This is a genomic window from Synechococcus sp. RS9907 (genome assembly GCF_014279615.1).
GTDB lineage: Bacteria > Cyanobacteriota > Cyanobacteriia > PCC-6307 > Cyanobiaceae > Parasynechococcus.
This window is the reverse complement of the sequence record NZ_CP047944.1, coordinates 1,848,297-1,864,993: the sequence shown is the minus strand read 5'-3', so window position 1 is coordinate 1,864,993 and position 16,697 is coordinate 1,848,297. Positions and strand designations below refer to the sequence as shown.

The following is a 16,697-nucleotide window of genomic DNA, read 5'->3' as shown; positions in this document are numbered from 1 at the left end:
CTGGCTCACCGAGGTGAAGTCGGCGCCATTACAGCATGAGCCCCCTTGCGATCACTTCCATTCAGTCGATGGCGCAGCCGTTCAAGCAGTTGCTGTAACCCTGGTTTCGGCCGCAGTTGGCGTTTGATGCTGGCCGCCAGCTGAGGGTTGCGTCGGCCGATCACCTCGGGCCAGCTGTCGACGGTTTGCCTGGTGGGGTTGTCGCGCAGCAGGCTCACCTTGAGGAAGGGGAAGCCCCGTTGCTCAATCAACTCCTTCCACGCGTAGTGCAGAACATTGCCGTTGGCGTTGTGGGTGTATAGGCTTTCGAGCTTCAGTCCAGCTGCCCGCAGCTGCACCGGTAGGCCCACCTCGCATTGTTTGACCAGGTCCCGTTTGCGGGGCCAGATCTGCAGGCCCCCCCAGAAGCGATCAAAGCTGGGGCATTGCAATGCCTTGGGTTTGTAAGCCGTGAAGGCGGACGACAGATGCGGTTCGTACATCAGATCGTCCGTCAGCCCAATGACATCCGCTGTGCTGGCGTGCAGGCGTCGGAACAGATCGTCGAGGGGCGTGATCGGTCCCCAGAAGCTGTCGTTGGTGAGCACCACGAACGCCGCCTGTTCAATGTCTTGCCGATGCAGCTTCAGGGCTGCTTTCCAGCTGCCGAAGTCGTACCCCTGGTTGCGCCGGATCACGAGCGCGGCACAGCGTTGGCGCAGCCGATGCAGGGTTCGTGGATGCCAGCGCAGCCCGCTGGCTGACGACACAACGATCACGTCGGCGAAGCGCTGGTAGGCATCAATCAGGGGGAAGAGATCGTCCCGAAACCGGTTGTCGGCTGAAAAATGCGCCAGCACAACGATCGGTCGTTGATGGCTGGGCTGGAAGTTTGGATGTCTCCAGTGCATCAGCACGGCATCGGCCACCGGGCCTTTCGAGCGCGGCGCGGGCTCCCGGGGTTGGTAGCGATTGCTGTGGGGGTGAATGCATGAACTGGTGAGGGGATCACCGGTGGCGAACAGCTCGGCGTGCTTGGCCCGCAAATAACCCGACTCCCGTTGATGCCGGCCCAGTGCAGCGCCTTCGCGGTCTTTGCCGCGACTGATTGATTCGTGGTGAACGATCTCCACAAACGGGGTCACCACCACCGAACCACCGCTTTGCCTCAGACGCAGGCAGAGGTCCACGTCGTTGAACACCACGGCGAGATCTTCATCGAAGCCTTGAATGCGATCGAAATCGCTGCTGCGAAGCATCAGGCAGGCTCCGGTGGCGGCAGTGAATTCCTCCTGCACCAGCAGGGGGGTGAGGGTGGCCAGCACGGCGGGGCTGTGCAGGTGTTTGCCAGGCTCCACCACACAGCGGCGCTCCCCCTTCACCAGGGCAACTCCTTGATGCTGGATGCTCCCGTCGGGGTAGTTCAGCCTGGCCCCCACGGCGCTGGTGCTGCGGTAGGCGAAGGGGTCCAGCAGTGCCTGAAGCACCTCGGCGGATCGGAATTCGATGTCGTTGTTCAGCAGCAACAAATGGCTGCCCTGGGCATGGCGGCGGCCGATGTTGTTGAGCCGCGAATAGTTGAACGGCTCGTCCACCCGCACCACGCACACGTCATCGAGCTGTGCCTGTGCGTCCAGCCAGGCCTTGGTGGCGGCCTCCTCACTGCCGTTGTCGATCAGGATCAGCTCGTAGGCCACAGCTCCGGCGCAGCGGCGCAGGGAGGCGACGCAGCTCTGGGTGAGATCCACCCGGTCGCGAAATGGGATCAGAACCGACACCAGAACCCTGGGGTCGGGGCGGAGCTGCAGCTGATGGCAGGCGCCCAGCGATTGAGTGGGTGTGAGCTCCCCGCCCGGCAGGAGAAAGCCGGGGCTGTGTCGCTGGCTGATCGCCAGGATCTCAGTGCTGAGCTCAGGGGTCCAACAGTGGCGGTCGGCCGGGGAGGCAACGTCGGGCACGGTCGGGTTCGCTCGGATGGATCGCTGCAGCAACACCTCCGAGCAGTGGGCCACGGCGTCGCCGCGGCGGCAAACCTGCAGCGCCAGATCCAGCAGCAGGGCATGCAGCGAACCGGTGGATGCCGGCAGCTTCAGCTGTTGAAGCGTCGACCAGCGCAGGGTCACCAGGCCGCCGATGCATCCCCGGCAGAGCAGTCGAAACGGTGTGATGGCTGTTCTGTTCTGGCGGTTCCCCGCAGGAATGCCTGCGTCGTCACTCCAGCGCAGGGTTTCATCGCTGGTGAGCAACACCGCTTCAGGGTGTTGCGCTGCGCAGTGGGCCATGCGCAGGCCTGCCTGGGGATCCAGCTGATCACTGGCGTGGCAGAAGCTGACGAGGGTTTCGTCGTCTGGGAATGGAGTTCTGATCCATCCAGAGGGATCTTCGAGGGAGGCGTGTCGGATCTGGCCCCAACCTTCTCGTTGTGAGTTGCGCGCCGACTCGGCCTTTGCTTCTTGTGGGGTTGGGTGGAGAACCACCAGGATCGAGGCCGCTGAGGGAGTGGGCCCGCTTGGTGCCGGGTCCGGTCGGGGGGGCTGGTAGCGATCGAGATCCATGCCTAGGGGCCGTCCCTGCTGGAAGCGTTGACGGCCGATGCCCCCGAGGTGCTCCAGGGCACTGAGGGAGTCTTCACGTGCTGCTGGTCTCAACCCATCCCGATAGGCCTGGAGATGCACCGGCGGTAAATCCATGAACAGGCTGCGCTGTCCCAGGGCGATTTCGCCCAGGCGACCGCTGCGCAGTAGTTGCTTGGTGTCTGTGAGGTCCCGGTGGCAGGCCAGAAGATCGATGGGATCCAGCCCGCTGTCCTCAGGGGACCACTGGCTCGGGTTGCGCAACAGAGCGATGGGCAGCAACGACGGATCCAGCAGGTCTTGTGGGAGCCAGGGAAGCTGCTGGTGGAGCTGTTGCTGCCAATGCTCGATTTCTTCGGCGCCGGCGCGACCAGACCGCCAGCGCTGCCAGGCCTGAGCATCAAGCGTGCTGTTGTCTTGACCGCATGCAGGCTCCACGCCCTGATCGTCGGGGCATCCAGTCAAGCGGACGCGGCAAAGGCATCGATCTGCTGGGTCAGCAGATCCCTGGCCTGGGCGGGCGTGGGGGCTCGCATCAGGTCATGACGCAGTCGCGAGGCGCCGGGGAAGCCCGTGCAGGTCCAGCCCATGTGTTTGCGGGCAATCAGCAGCCCGTGGTCGCCGCGATCCTCCACCAGACCGTTCAGTTGATCGCGGGCCAGTGCAAGCCGTGCTGACGGGTTGGGTGTGGCGGGGATTGCACGACCGGCCAGGGCGGCGTCGATCTGTCCCACCAGCCATGGAGCTCCCATCGTGCCTCGGCCCACCATCACTCCCGCTGCGCCGGTTTGCTTCAGGCAGCGCAGGGCATCGTCGGGGCTGTTGATGTCGCCATTCGCGATCAGGGGGATTGTGAGGGCTTCTCTTACTTGGGTAATCGCGCTCCAGTCCGCAGCGCCCTTGAAGCCCTGTTCGCGGGTGCGTCCATGCAGTGTGAGCAGTTGTGCACCGGCTTGTTCCAGCTGTTGGCACCAGTGCACGGGATCGGCATCACTGCCACACCAACCCAGGCGTGTCTTCACCGTGACGGGCACCGCCACGGCATCTGCCACCGCTTCCACGATCTTGATGGCGAGCTCTGGATCACGGATCAAGCCGGAACCACCCCCTTTGCGGGCAATCTTGCGCACAGGGCAGCCCATGTTGATGTCGATCAGAAAGGCCCCACTGGCTTCAGCCCGTCGTGCTGCATCAGCCATGGCCTGGGGGCGATGGTCGAACAGTTGCACGCCGATGGGCCCGGATTCCTCGGCGAGCGACTCCACCTTGCAGAGCCCATGCCCCATCTCGAGGCTGGTGGCATTCACCATTTCGGTGAAGAGCAGGGCATCGGGTGCCCAGCCTCGAACAAGTGATCTGAAGACCCTGTCACTTACACCGGCCAGTGGCGATTGGAGCACTCGCGAATGCAATTGGCGCGACTTCCCATTGCCCTCGAGGAATAAAGGATTCTCGAAAAATGGACTTACCATGTTTCAGTCCTTGAGGGGTTTACGTTTGCTGCGGGATTTAAGTGCGCGAAGATTGGTTTTGTCTCGTCGTGATGAAAAAACGACCCTTAATGGAGCAGAAAGCTGCCACCAGATTGTTCTGGTCAGGTCATCGAATTCGTTCATGGCATCTTGGTAGCGCTTTCTTGTTGATTGTCGGAGGCGCTTGACTCGTTCGAGCTCATTTTTGGTGACCAGTATTTGTTCTTTGTTTTGATTGATCCAAGAATGCAAGGTTTGAATGTCTTGTTTTAGTTTGCGTATTTCGTTTTGGTGTTCTTCTGATTTTTTGTAGTGAATAGCGAAAAGGTCTTTGAATTTAGATGCAGTGCTTTTGCCTGATAGGTCTTGATTGGCTTCAATTAAGGTTCGGCGGGCGACCGCTAATGCGCTTTTGAGCTCAATTTCGTAATTGATGACATTTGGATTGAAATTTTTCAGCAAAGTGTTAACTTTTCGGCTGGCGGTATCAATTGGGCTTGGTTCTGGAGATATTTGTTGGTAGTGGCGCAAGTTTTTATCGAGAAAATGTTCGGAATAGGTCTTAAATCTGTCTTCGTTGATTTGTCTGTTCAGGAAGGCGGAGAGTGCTTTAATTTCGTTGCGTGTATTGCTGATTAGGTTGTCGTAATTGATTATTAATAGTTCGCTTGGGCTCAGGCTTTCGAGTAGATTGATGTAATAAGTGCACCATATGGAAAGCGCTTTTTCGGCGCCAATTGAGTCACGCTTGTGTATGGAGCAAGCTGTTGGTAATGGGTTTCGATGTGAGGCAATGAAATAGCATTTTATTGCGTTGTCTTGGCAGGCTTTTTGCCAGAAAGGTATGAGATTGCAAAGTCTTGGGTCCTTGAAGCAGATAATCTCTTTGTTTTTGGCTTTGCTTTTTAAGAGTGAACATGCATTAGTCCCTTGACTCTCTGCTAAAGCTATAAGTTCTTCGGGATTGATAAGTTTTGGTTCATCCCAAAGTTGTCCTGTCTGCCTTAAGAGGTCGTCGTTGAAAGTGACAAAATCCTCGTCTTCCCAATAGCCCTTGACGTTGTCTTCGCTCGCTCTCATTAAATTGTCGCTGTGATCAATGCCAAGGGTTGACATGGCTCGAGACAGCGCGCTCGATCCACTCCTGTGCATCCCTGTGATGAATACAATTTGAAGAGAATTTTTTTGATCTATCTCTAGAGTATTTTGTTCTCCTTTGAGGCTCATGATCTCGACGGCTTTGTTCTGTTTTTTTATCACTGGTGATCCAATTTTATGCAGTTAGGGATCCTTCATTGGCACAGGCGGTTTGGTCGGTCCATCTTTCTGATGAGCCGTGTCTTCATGAAGATTTGGAATAGCTTGGTCGTGAATCGGTTAACCACGCCGTGGCCAGCTCAGTCTATTTAGAAAGTTTACAGGTTTGGTGTTTTGTATCTTTGATTGATGTTCTGTGTGCCTATGGCGATGGAGCTTTGGCCTCTCAGTCGAAATCTGTTGAATCAGATTTTGGAGGACCGCTGCAGCGATCGCTTTGTCTGCGAAAGGATCTGGGAGCGTCTGGGCTATCAGCCTGCTGAACCGCAGTGGTGCGCCGGTCCCGACACACCCTCTGGATGGGCCGACGCCTTCCCTGAGGCTCCCGAGCTGATCGCGGAGCGTCCGGCGTCGGTTCGTTTGACCCGCTCGGTTCCCAAGGAACACAAACAGCTGCTCAAACAACAGCTCAATTTCGCGGGGTACCGCATCGGTGAGTTGTACCCCCGCCGAACCCGACGGGCTACCGCCGTGAACTGGCTGTTGGCCTGGCTGGCCCAGAGGAGCGAGCCCCTGCCGGAGCAGGGGCCCCTGGGCCCTGAGCTTCCCCCTCCTGCCTATCCGGTGCAGGGGCACCCCGGCGATCTGCCGGTGAAGTGATCCGGTGGCCTAACTCAGGCCTGAATCGTGATGGGTGTGCCTTTCGGGGTGTTGTGGAACAGCCAACGGGCGTGGTTCAGCGGCATGCGCACACAGCCATGGCTGCGGGGCACGCCGAAGGGTTTCCCGGCGTTCTCCTGCCAGGGAGCAGCGTGGAGACAGATGGCCTCGTTCGGGCTCACACACATCGTGAACGGCACCCCGGGAACGGTGTAAGTGCGTCCATACATCGTGGTGGACCGGTACTTCGTATAAACCTTGCTGTTGAAGATCGGCGTCGGTGTTGAGGCCTTGCCGGTGCTGACCGGAATCACGCGAACCACCTCCTGATCGCTGTTATAGACAGTCAGGCGTTGGTCGGAGAGGTCGACCACAAGGCTGGCGACGAGCTCGAGCATGGCGAGGGAACAACTGGATCCGCCCTAGCTGTCTCGATTGAGACTCATTAGTCTCGCCCCAAAAGAATTTAGTTTGTCTTTGGGCTTTATGGCGTCTCTGTAGGGTGAAAGATTGGCCTGAGCAGACCCTTGGCGCGTCCTGTCGTCGCAATCATCGGACGCCCCAATGTCGGTAAGTCGACCTTGGTGAATCGGCTGTGCCGCAGCCGGGAAGCCATCGTTCACGATCAGCCTGGCGTGACGCGTGATCGCACCTACCAGGACGGCTACTGGGGCGATCGGGAGTTCAAGGTCGTCGACACCGGTGGACTGGTGTTCGACGACGACAGTGAGTTTCTGCCGGAGATCCGGGAGCAGGCGGCTCTGGCGCTCGAGGAAGCCAGTGTGGCTCTGGTGATCGTGGACGGTCAGCAGGGGCTTACAGCCGCTGACGAGTCCATCGCGGAATTTCTACGCAGTCACCGCTGTCCCACGCTTCTGGCGGTGAACAAGTGCGAGTCGCCGGAACAGGGCCTGGCGATGGCCGGCGAATTCTGGGGCCTTGGCCTGGGTGAACCCCATCCGATCTCGGCCATCCACGGCGCCGGCACCGGAGAACTGCTGGATCAGGTGCTCACCTTTTTTCCCCCGAAGGATCAGGAGGGTGACGAGGAGGAGCCGATTCAGATGGCCATCATCGGACGGCCGAATGTCGGGAAATCTAGTTTGCTGAATGCCATCTGCGGAGAGCAGCGGGCGATTGTCAGCCCGATCCGCGGCACCACCCGCGACACGATTGACACCAGCATCATTCGTGAGAATCGTCCCTGGCGCCTGGTGGACACGGCGGGCATCCGCCGGCGGCGCAGCGTCAACTACGGCCCGGAATTCTTCGGCATCAACAGGAGTTTCAAGGCCATTGACCGCAGTGATGTGTGCGTTCTGGTGATCGATGCCCTCGATGGGGTGACCGAGCAGGATCAGCGCCTGGCGGGTCGCATTGAAGAGGACGGCCGTGCCTGCGTGGTGGTTGTTAACAAGTGGGACGCGGTGGAAAAAGACAGCCACACCATGACGGCGATGGAAAAGGAGCTGCGCTCCAAGCTCTATTTCCTCGACTGGGCTCCGATGCTGTTCACCTCGGCGCTCACCGGCCAGCGTGTGGAGAGCATCTTTGCCTTGGCCGCCCTGGCGGTTGAGCAGCACCGTCGCCGCGTCAGTACTTCCGTTGTGAACGAGGTGCTCAAGGAGGCGCTGAGCTGGCGCAGTCCCCCCACCACCCGCGGTGGACGCCAAGGAAAGCTGTATTACGGCACCCAGGTGGCCAGCCGGCCGCCCAGCTTCACCCTGTTCGTCAACGACCCCAAATTGTTCGGAGAGACCTACCGGCGCTATGTGGAGCGTCAGATCCGTGAGGGCCTCGGTTTCGATGGCAGTCCGCTGCGTCTGTTCTGGCGCGGCAAGCAACAGCGTGATGCCGAACGCGACCTGGCCCATCAGCAGAGTCGTAAAGGCTGAGCCATGGACTGGTTGCGCCAGGTCCCGATGGGTCAATACATCGATGGGTCCACGGGTTGGCTCCGGCGCTTGGACCCTCGCCTGAAGCTGGCCTGGTCCCTCGTCTTTCTGCTTACGCCTGTTCTGGCGGGGCCCCTCTGGCGCGTTGGCCTGGTGGTGGCTCTGGTGCTGATCACCCTCGGCAGTGGACTGGCTCGTTCGCTGTGGTGGAGGTCTGTGCTGCTGCTGACGACCTTGGCCGTTGTGGTGGGCCTCCTGTCGATGTTCTTGCCGGCTGTGGATCCCCCTGCGGCCTTCCCACTGCGCAATCCAGCCGAGCTTCCGGGGCTCGAGACGGAAGGCCCCTCCTGGGATCTGTTGCGCCTCGGCCCCCTGCAGTTGGGCGGTTTCCAGCTGGGGCCGCTGGTGGTGGATCGGGCCTCGGCGCTGCTGGGGCTGCGAACGTCCACCTTGATTTTCACCGTGATTCACAGCGTCAACCTGATGCTGATCACGACCCCGCCTGAGGATCTGGTCTGGGCCCTCAGCTGGTGCCTGGCTCCCTTGAAGTGGCTGGGATGTCCTGTGGAGCGGCTGGGGTTTCAATTGCTGCTGGCACTTCGCTTTCTGCCTCTGGTGCAGGAGGAGCTCCAGAATCTGCTGCGCTCCCTCGCCAGCCGTGCGGTCAACCTGCGCCAGCTGGGCTTCAAGGCCAGTTTCGGCCTGGTGCTGGCCGTCGGAGAGCGACTGCTCGCCAACATCCTTCTTAGGGCTGAGCAGGGGGCCGATGCCCTGGTCGCCCGTGGGGGTCGAATTCTCGGTCCGTCGTACTTCCGCATGCCTCCCGATCGGGCTGCTCCCCTGCTGAATGGCCTGGCGATGGTCGTTCTTGTTTTGGTGATTGGGCTCCGCGGTCAGTACGGTGATCTATGACCTCCGATCACGGCATGGCGTCCGAGCGTTATCTGAATCACCCCACCTTCGGGATGCTCTATCGGGTGGCTCCGGCAGGTGAGGGCCGTGACGTCTACGCCACGTTGTATGCCCAGCGCATGTTCTTCCTGGTCACCCTGCAGCCCCGTGGTGCCCAGTTCGAAGTGATCCCCTACGGGGATGCGCGTCACCACGCTGAGGTGCATTTGGGCCGTTGCCGTCGTGATGGCTCGGACGACCTGGAGTCCTGGAGTCAGCTCTTCGATCAGACGTTCATCTGAACCCTTGACCGATTCCTTCGCGGCGCGTTGGCAGGCGCTCCAGACAGACCGCCCCTCTTCATCCAGGCTTCTGGCCGTGAGCAAAGGGCATCCAGCCGAGTCCGTGCGTTGTGTGGCGGAGCTTGGTCAGTGTGATTTCGGGGAAAGCCGCGTTCAGGAGGCTCTGCCGAAGCAGGAGGAGCTGATCGATCTGAACTTGCGCTGGCATTTCATTGGTCGCCTGCAAAGCAACAAGGTGCGGCCGGTGGTGAAGGCCTTCGACGTCATTCACTCGGTGGATTCTCTGGCGCTGGCCGAACGGGTGTCGCGCATCGCCGTGGAGGAGGGTCGTCAACCTGAAGTGCTGATGCAGGTGAAACTGCGGCCCGATCCCAGCAAAGGGGGGCTGTCGGCCGATGAACTCGGTGCCATTTGGTCTGATCTGCAGGCTCTGCCGGGGTTGCGGATCTCGGGTCTGATGACCATGGCGCCGCTCGAAATGGCCCCAGATCAGCGCAAGTCGTTGTTTTCCGACTGCCGCGCCCTGGCGGATCGGCTGGCCTTGGCGGAGTGCTCGATGGGGATGAGCACGGACTGGAAAGAGGCTGCTGAAGCGGGCAGCACCTGGCTCAGGATCGGTTCGGCCCTGTTCGGTCCGAGATTGGTGTCAACAGACGCTGCGAATTGACTTGCCCCGCCGCAGCGAAAACGGTATCCAGGGGCATGGTTTTCGAACCACATTCAGACCGAGAGGAATCCCAAGGTGTCGCTGATCTCCCGTCTCCGTGCTGTCGTCGCTGGCGATGACTATCTCGATGGCGAATTGGATGATTTCGCCTACGACGACGAGCAAGATGACCAGGACCAGCGCGCCCTGCAGGCTGACGGTGGTGCACTGGCCACCATTGGAGACTCCAACCCGTTTGACCTGGGTGGTGATCTGCCTGGATCCAACGTGATCGGCATGCCCGGCATCAGCAATGCTGTGTCCGAGGTCAATGTGATGGAACCCCGCAGCTTCGATGAAATGCCTCGGGCCATTCAGGCGCTGCGGGAGCGCAAGACGGTGATCCTCAACCTCACGATGATGGAGCCCGACCAGGCCCAGCGTGCTGTTGATTTCGTTGCTGGTGGCACCTTCGCGATCGATGGACACCAAGAGCGCGTCGGCGAGAGCATCTTCCTGTTCGCCCCCAGCTGTGTCACCGTGACCAACACCGGTCAAGACGAAGCCTCGGCTCCAACGGTGGTGAGCCGTGAGGCCGATGTGGCGGATGTCGACGAATCCGCCAGCGCACCTTCGCCCGCCTGGGGGGCAGCCGCTCTCTGAAGCCCGCAGTGCAGCCCGCTTTCGGTGTGATCGGCCTGGGTCGAATGGCTCAGGCCCTTGTGGTTCCTCTCTTAGAGCGTGGACGGATTCCGGCCGACCAGCTGTTGGCAGTGGTCGGAGGATCCGGCTCCCTTGAGCAACGACGTGGGGGCCTTCCAGCTGGCATCGGTTTGGTTGCGGCTGATGACCCTTCCGCCCAGCAGGTCTGGACGGCTCCGATCCAGCTGCTTGCGGTGAAGCCGCAGCAACTCGATGCTGTTGCGACAGCTGCAGGACCTGTTGTGGGTCAACCGCTGTTGATCTCTGTGTTGGCGGGGGTGTCTCTGGAGCGGTTGCAGCATTTGTTTCCCGGTCATTGCTGTGTGCGGGCGGTGCCCAACACCCCTGCGCTGGTGGGAGCTGGTTTGACAGCTCTGGCCTGGGGGGAGGGGATCGACCAAGGGCAACGGGATCAGGTGCGGCAGCTGTTCGCCGATGTGGGCGAAGTTCTGGAGTTGGCGGAAGCCAAGCTCGATGCGTTCCTTGCCCTCACCTCGTCGGGCCCTGCCTTTGTGGCCCTGGTGGCGGAAGCCATGGCCGATGGGGCTGTTGCTGCCGGTCTTCCCAGGGACCTGGCCCTGCGGCTGAGCCACCGCACCCTGGTTGGAACGGCTGAGCTGCTTGACCGTCGCGATCTGCACCCTGCCCAGCTCAAGGACATGGTCACCTCCCCGGGGGGCACCACCATCGCCGGTGTTCGCGCGCTGGAACGCATCGGCCTGCGCTCCGCCTTGATCGAAGCGGTGGTTGCTGCTGCGGAACGCAGCCGAGAGCTGGCCTAGGGCAGCACCTCCGGCCATCCCTGCCGGATCAGCAGCAGCGAGAAGTAGGGGCGAGGTTCGGCCGCAACGGCATCCGCGCAACAGATCTGCTGGTCGGGCCAGCCGACCCGCTCGGCAAACAGGGCTTGTTGCAGCAGGCCTCGCTGCTTCAGCAGGGGTTGCACCCAACTCCAGCGCCGACCCAGCTTGAGCAGGGCCAGAACTTGTCCCATTGCCGCGGCGGTGTCCAGCACCCGCTCCAGCTCCTCGGGTGTGTCGGGGCAGGGCCGCAACAGCAGTTGGTCCTGCTGCAGAGCGAGGGGCCAGAGGCCCGCAGCCGCGGCTGCCGAGCAGGAGGTGATGCCGGGAATCACGCTGATCGAACAGTCGGGCCACGCCTGACGAAGGGCCAGCAGCACGTAGCTGCAACTCGCAAACAGCGACGCATCTCCCTCACACAGCAGTGCCACCTGCTGGCCGGAACGGATGGCCTGCTGCAGCTCCTGCGCCGCCGCTCCCCAGGCGGTGCGACGCGGTTCGGCGGCTTCCACCATCGGGAACAACAAGGGCAGACGCTGATGGTCGCTGCGGATCCAGGCCGCGGCGATTTTGGCGGCCATGCTTTCGGCCCCCGCTCGTCCGACCGGGTAGGCCACCACCTCCGCTTGGCGGATGGCTTCAACGGCGGCCAGGGTGAGCAGGGAAGGATCGCCGGGGCCGACCCCCACCAGTGTGAGACCCCCAGTCGTGGCGGGATCGATGATGGTCAGCAGTCGATGCGCCCGGGGTCCAGACGATGAGTCGTCTCAGCATCTTTCCAGACGAAAGCTCAGCCCATGCTGTGAATGGGCCCATGCCTGCGCTGGAGAGCAACGATCCGGCCGTGATTCAGTCGGAGCTCAGCCGCCGGGGCATCGGCTTTGAGCAATGGCCGGCGGAGCAGGGTCTGCCGGAGGGGGCCGACCAGGCCACCATCCTCCAGGCCTATGCCGATGCGATTGCCCGGGTTCAACGCGATGGTGGTTACGCCACGGTCGACGCGATTCGGATGACGCCGGATCACCCCGATCGCGAGCCCCTGCGCCGCAAGTTCCTTGAGGAGCACACCCATGCCGAAGACGAAGTGCGCTTTTTTGTGGAAGGGAGCGGCTTGTTTGTGCTGCACATCGGTTCCGAGGTGCTCAGCGTGCTGTGCGAAAGGGGCGACCTGATGCGGGTCCCTGCCGGGACCCGTCATTGGTTTGACATGGGCTCTCAGCCTCAGTTCTGTGCTGTGCGTTGGTTCAACAACCCCGAGGGATGGGTGGCGCAGTACACCGGCAGCAGCATCGCCCAGCGATTTCCCAGGCTTGACTGAGGGGGCGTTCCAGACACCTTGATGCGTCTCCACCGCTTCCTTGCTGCGCTGATGCTGGGCCTGCCCATGGCAACACCCATCCCTGTCGCTGCCGAGGATGCTCCTTTGGCACCCGAGGTTCAGCGCCGGGTTGCCGTGGTGGTGCTGGCCCGCCGCATTCGCGGCTATGCCGCCATGGCCAAGGCCAGCAGCGATTGCCAGGTGGACAAGGGGCGTCTTCCGCGCCGCCAGGCCAGCCAAGCCTTGGCGATTTCGCTCGAGGAGTTGGGCATCAGCCGGCGCGTGCTGACCAATCCCCTGGTGGTCGCCGTCAGCCCACGCCTGCAGCGCCTGCTGGACGACAGCTGCGCCTTGGATCCAACCAAGGAGGCTGAAGCGCTGCGGCTGGCCGAAAACGAGCTCTGAATCTTTTCTCGAGCTGGGTCTCAGAAGGGGACAGTGAGAGCGCTGGCTTTTATTTCCTCAGCGAATAAAAACCGCCCATAGGGTTCCGGCCTGTTTGCCCGGCTCCTGTGGTCGTTCGGTCGTGTCTCGCGTTGAAGCTGCTGGCGCTGTTGGTCGTGCCCTGTTCTGCCGCTGAGATGGATCTGGCCTCTGCCTCCAGGCTCCCCACCACGTCGCCATCGATCTCCACCTCCGCCAACGAGTCGGTCTTGGTGCTGAACCGCACCACGCGATCGCTCCCGCGCACGGGCGATCCCATCTGGAGTCTGCGTTTGGAAACCCCAGGTCAGCCCGTGCAGCACTTCGATGCCGTCAGCGGTCGGGCCCACCGTCAGAACGCCGATCGCCATCGCTCCGGCACCCGCGCGCCGCTCCCCGCTGGTCGCTACGTCCTTGGGCCGGTGGAGCCCCTGGGTCCCGCTGATCCACGCGAGCTCGGGCCGATCTGGATTGGGATTGAACCGCAGTTCCCCACGGGGCGAGGCCATCTGGGCATTCATCTCGACCCCAGTGCCAACCGCAATGCCAACAGCGGCACGCTCGGCTGTGTGGGCTTGATTCGCTGGGACGACATGCAGGCCCTGGCGGGTCTGGTGCAGCGCCGTAACGTCCGAACATTGGTTGTCAGCGAGTGAATGTTCTCCGATTGGGGCTTCAGTTGGGGCGGCTGGTTGGACAACCGCCGGGGTGAGTGGTGGCTGCTGGCCCAGCTGCTGCTGATCACGGCCCATCTGCTGCCGGTCTGGCCAGCTCCCGCCAGCTTCGGTGTGGCGATTTGGCCCAAACCCCTGTTCGGGCTGGGCCTGCTGCTGTTGGCTTTTGGTCTGTTTCGGGCCCTTGAGGCGTTTCGCTGTCTCGGGGCCAGCCTTTCGCCGCTGCCGGCGCCCAAGCCGTCGAATCAGTTGATCGCCACAGGTTCCTACGCCATCTGTCGGCATCCCTTGTACCGGGCGGTGTTGCTGTGTTCCGCAGGAGTGGTGCTGGCCACAGGCAGCCCGCTGCATCTGTTTTTGTTGGTCAGCCTGGCGGCTGTGCTGCGGGGCAAAGCCCGCTTCGAGGAGCAGGGGTTGCGGGCGTTGCATCCGGATTACAGCCAATACGCCGCAGTCACCCCAGCGATTGTGGGCTGGGTTCCTGGCTTGGACTGGCGCTGATGGCCTGGCTCAGGCGGCGACCGTGCTGGTCGGCATCAGGTCGGCATAGAGCTGTTCGAGGGCATCGATGTTGCTGGAAATCGTGTAGCGCTCCAAGGCGCGGAGGCGGGCTTTGCGGCCCAGTTCCGCGGTCAGCACCGGCTGGTCCCTGAGCACCGGCAGCAGCGTGCGCAACTGGGTGGTGACGCCCTGGGTGCTCAGCACGATTCCCGCCCCTTGCTCCAGCACCTCGCCATCGGCACCGGCATCGGTGGCCACGCAGGCTGTTCCGCTGGCCATCGCCTCCAGCAAGGCCAGCGACAGGCCCTCCACAAGGCTCGGCAGGATGAAGACCTCAGCGCACTGGAGCAGAGCAACCCGGGTGTCCAGGTCTGGCTCGTGGCCCCACCAGAGGATCCGATCGTCGTTGAACTGGTTCATCAGGCTGTTGCGCAGCGGCCCGTCGCCGACGATCACCAACCGGCAGCCCTCCGGTGAAACCAGCCGCCAGGCCCGCAGCAGGGCTTCAACGTTCTTCTCCGTTGCCAGGCGTCCCATGTAGAGGAAAATCCGTTCTCGGCCCAGCCGTTGCCGCACCTGCTGATGCATCAGCGAAAGGGTGCCGGGGCTGGTGGGGCACCAGCGGTCGGTGTCCACACCATTGGGAATCACCGTCAGTCGATCGGCGGGAACGCCCAGGCGCTCGAGAAAGTCCGCCTGAAGCTGTGAAAACACGATCACCCGGTCGTAGCGGGCCAGGGCCGGTGCATACAGCTGGTACGTGAGCTGTTGGGTGCCCGCCGTCAGGTTGCGCAGGCCTGCATCGAAGGGGGGATGAAAGGTGGCCACCAGGGGCACGCCCAGCTGCTGACACAGCTCCGGTAGGCGGAAATCCAGAGGCGAAAGGGTGAGGCTGGCGTGCACGAGATCGGGCTGCAGCCGCTCCAGGGATTCCCTCAGCTCCCGCTGCGCCCCGGGGGAAGGGATCGTGTAGACCTGCGATTTGACCAGATAAGGCAGGCTGACGTCCGGGTCGTTGGCCAGCAGCGATGTGTCGTCGCGCTCTGGGCTGCGCGGGTTATCGAAATGGATGAAGTGCACCTGATGCCCGCGTTTGCGCAGGGCCTCCGTGGTGCTGATCCCGTAGGACACATTCCCGCAGAAGGGAGACTTCTTGCCTAGCCACGCAATCTGCGCCAAGCGGGTTGGGCCTCCTCAGGCGAAAAAGCAAGTTAGCAGCGCTGCCACGGTCGTTCGATCAACGCCGCCACCAGGGCCAACCCTGCCAGCAGCCACAGCACCGGTTGAAGACCAATGCTGCTCACCAGGGTGCCCGCCAGCACCAGCGGCAGGCTGAGGGCGATGTTGATCAGGTTGTTCTGCAGTCCGAACACCCTGCCGCGCTCGGTTTCGGGGGTTTCTTCCTGAATCGTGGTCTGCGCGGGGATCGCCACCAGAGCTGCGCCGATGCCCAGGATTCCGCAGAGGCTCAGGGTGAAGGCCAGGGATCCCCGCAGCTGGCTGAGCAGCACCAGGGTCCAGGTGATGGTTCCCAGGCCTGCTGCCGTGAGCCGGCGGCGGCTGAACCGATGGCCCAGCTGGGCGATCACCACAGCTCCGATCGCCATGCCCAGTCCACTCATGGCCAGCAGGGCACCAAAGCCTGAGGGCCCCAGGTTCTCGATCAGGGCAGCCAGCTGGAGCGCCAACACGTAAAGCGCTGCCAACAGGCTGTAGAGCAGCACCAGATGAATCATGGCGCCACGCACTGAAGGCACCCGGCGCAGCACCTGCAATCCTTCGCCGATCTCCGTCCAAACTGATGTATTGGAGGGGGGCTTGGGGGCTTCCTGCAGCTTCAGGCGCGACAGGCTGAGGGCTGCAAGGCAGTAACAGAGCGGAAGCAGCAGAAACTCGCCGCCATCGATGCCGATGATCGCCAGGCTGCTGTGCAGGGCACGAAGAATCGGTTCCCCCAGCGCGAAGCCCAGGATCGTTGCCCCCATGCTGGTGGCTTGGTAAAGGGAGTTGGCCGCCAACAGGTGATCTCCCGGCACCACCACAGGAATCGTGGCCTGTTCCGAGGGGGCGAAAAACTGGGTCAGGATCGACTCCAAGAAGGTCATGACCACCAGCCCCCAGTAGCCCCAGGGCAGACCAAGCCAGACGGGTCCCGGCAGCAGACAGAGCGGTGCGAACACCACCAACAAGGCTCGGATGGCATTGCTGGCCACCATCACCCGACGCTTGGGCCAGCGGTCAGCCCAAACGCCAGCCACCGTTCCCAGCAGCATGGCCGGGATGGTGTTGGCCACAAAAATGCCTGTGGCCAGCAGTGTGATCACCTGGGTGCGTGTGCTGATGTCGAGGCCGTAATCCGAGGCCATCTCCGCCAATACGCCACTTCCCTGCCCCTTCAGCAGCAGGTGCTGATCGATCAGGAAGACCATCAGCACGATGTAGAACTTGTCCGCCAGCTGGGAAAAGATCTGGCCCAGCCAGAGTTTGCGGAAGTCCTTGAGGCGCAGCACGGCTTCCAAGCCACGCTTTCCCTCCGGGTTGCTGCCGGTGGGCAGAGCGGGTTCAGGGGTGGTGAGGCTCGGTCCGCTCAAGGGGCAATTGCAT

The 16,697-nt window shown here is 62.0% G+C and carries 18 protein-coding genes; 11 read left to right on the top strand and 7 right to left on the bottom strand.

The features are described 5' to 3' along the window. Positions 1-5: 5 nt before the first annotated feature. Genes SynRS9907_RS10370 through SynRS9907_RS10360 form a run of 3 tightly spaced genes read right to left on the bottom strand, consistent with a single transcriptional unit; the run spans position 6 to position 5,251 of the window. Positions 6-2,990, bottom strand: a complete 2,985-nt coding sequence (locus SynRS9907_RS10370) for a rhamnan synthesis F family protein (protein WP_255445877.1) — start codon at positions 2,988-2,990, stop codon at positions 6-8. A 23-nt stretch (positions 2,991-3,013) separates the two neighbouring features. Further along, a complete protein-coding gene (gene dusB / locus SynRS9907_RS10365; protein ID WP_188020946.1) occupies positions 3,014-4,024 on the bottom strand; it encodes a tRNA dihydrouridine synthase DusB in 1,011 nt (336 codons plus the stop codon). A 3-nt stretch (positions 4,025-4,027) separates the two neighbouring features. Beyond that, positions 4,028-5,251, bottom strand: coding sequence for a sulfotransferase family protein (locus SynRS9907_RS10360; protein WP_188020945.1), 1,224 nt, complete (start codon positions 5,249-5,251; stop codon positions 4,028-4,030). Between the two features lie 240 nt (positions 5,252-5,491). On the opposite strand from SynRS9907_RS10360, the gene SynRS9907_RS10355 reads away from it, so the two are divergent. Then, entirely contained in the window at positions 5,492-5,941 is a 450-nt protein-coding gene (locus SynRS9907_RS10355; RefSeq protein WP_188020944.1) for a DUF1823 family protein, read from the top strand. A gap of 14 nt (positions 5,942-5,955) precedes the next feature. Here SynRS9907_RS10355 and SynRS9907_RS10350 read toward each other — a convergent pair whose 3' ends face one another. Further along, positions 5,956-6,339, bottom strand: a complete 384-nt coding sequence (locus SynRS9907_RS10350) for a L,D-transpeptidase (RefSeq protein WP_115010016.1) — start codon at positions 6,337-6,339, stop codon at positions 5,956-5,958. Between the two features lie 129 nt (positions 6,340-6,468). Between SynRS9907_RS10350 and der the strand changes: the two genes are divergently transcribed. The 6 genes from der to proC all read left to right on the top strand — a co-directional run bounded on the left by der (position 6,469) and on the right by proC (position 11,159). Further along, a complete protein-coding gene (der, locus tag SynRS9907_RS10345; RefSeq protein ID WP_188020943.1) occupies positions 6,469-7,836 on the top strand; it encodes a ribosome biogenesis GTPase Der in 1,368 nt (455 codons plus the stop codon). A 3-nt stretch (positions 7,837-7,839) separates the two neighbouring features. Beyond that, positions 7,840-8,748, top strand: coding sequence for an energy-coupling factor transporter transmembrane protein EcfT (locus SynRS9907_RS10340; RefSeq protein ID WP_188020942.1), 909 nt, complete (start codon positions 7,840-7,842; stop codon positions 8,746-8,748). Between the two features lie 14 nt (positions 8,749-8,762). Further along, positions 8,763-9,029 (top strand): PipX family protein, encoded by a 267-nt coding sequence (locus SynRS9907_RS10335; protein ID WP_025362464.1) that lies wholly within the window; start codon positions 8,763-8,765, stop codon positions 9,027-9,029. Between the two features lie 4 nt (positions 9,030-9,033). Beyond that, on the top strand, positions 9,034-9,696 hold the full coding sequence (locus SynRS9907_RS10330) for a YggS family pyridoxal phosphate-dependent enzyme (protein WP_188020941.1): 663 nt from the start codon (positions 9,034-9,036) through the stop codon (positions 9,694-9,696). 75 nt (positions 9,697-9,771) lie between these two features. Beyond that, positions 9,772-10,338 (top strand): cell division protein SepF, encoded by a 567-nt coding sequence (locus tag SynRS9907_RS10325; protein WP_114989400.1) that lies wholly within the window; start codon positions 9,772-9,774, stop codon positions 10,336-10,338. 44 nt (positions 10,339-10,382) lie between these two features. After that, entirely contained in the window at positions 10,383-11,159 is a 777-nt protein-coding gene (proC, locus tag SynRS9907_RS10320; RefSeq protein WP_370586605.1) for a pyrroline-5-carboxylate reductase, read from the top strand. Here the strand turns inward: proC and cobI are convergent. Next, entirely contained in the window at positions 11,156-11,866 is a 711-nt protein-coding gene (gene cobI / locus SynRS9907_RS10315) for a precorrin-2 C(20)-methyltransferase (RefSeq protein WP_188020939.1), read from the bottom strand. The genes proC and cobI overlap by 4 nt on opposite strands. Positions 11,867-11,934: 68 nt before the next feature. Between cobI and SynRS9907_RS10310 the strand changes: the two genes are divergently transcribed. From SynRS9907_RS10310 to SynRS9907_RS10295, 4 genes are all read left to right on the top strand, one after another. Then, positions 11,935-12,495, top strand: coding sequence for an acireductone dioxygenase (locus tag SynRS9907_RS10310; protein ID WP_188020938.1), 561 nt, complete (start codon positions 11,935-11,937; stop codon positions 12,493-12,495). 21 nt (positions 12,496-12,516) lie between these two features. Further along, entirely contained in the window at positions 12,517-12,900 is a 384-nt protein-coding gene (locus SynRS9907_RS10305; protein WP_188020937.1) for a hypothetical protein, read from the top strand. A 107-nt stretch (positions 12,901-13,007) separates the two neighbouring features. Next, positions 13,008-13,574, top strand: coding sequence for a L,D-transpeptidase (locus SynRS9907_RS10300; protein WP_255445875.1), 567 nt, complete (start codon positions 13,008-13,010; stop codon positions 13,572-13,574). Next, on the top strand, positions 13,575-14,093 hold the full coding sequence (locus tag SynRS9907_RS10295) for an isoprenylcysteine carboxylmethyltransferase family protein (protein WP_188020936.1): 519 nt from the start codon (positions 13,575-13,577) through the stop codon (positions 14,091-14,093). A gap of 9 nt (positions 14,094-14,102) precedes the next feature. Here the strand turns inward: SynRS9907_RS10295 and SynRS9907_RS10290 are convergent, their stop codons facing one another. Together SynRS9907_RS10290 and SynRS9907_RS10285 are read right to left on the bottom strand one after the other, a co-directional pair. Further along, a complete protein-coding gene (locus SynRS9907_RS10290) occupies positions 14,103-15,272 on the bottom strand; it encodes a glycosyltransferase family 4 protein (RefSeq protein WP_188020935.1) in 1,170 nt (389 codons plus the stop codon). Between the two features lie 32 nt (positions 15,273-15,304). Next, a complete protein-coding gene (locus SynRS9907_RS10285) occupies positions 15,305-16,684 on the bottom strand; it encodes an MFS transporter (RefSeq protein WP_188020934.1) in 1,380 nt (459 codons plus the stop codon). Positions 16,685-16,697: the final 13 nt, after the last annotated feature.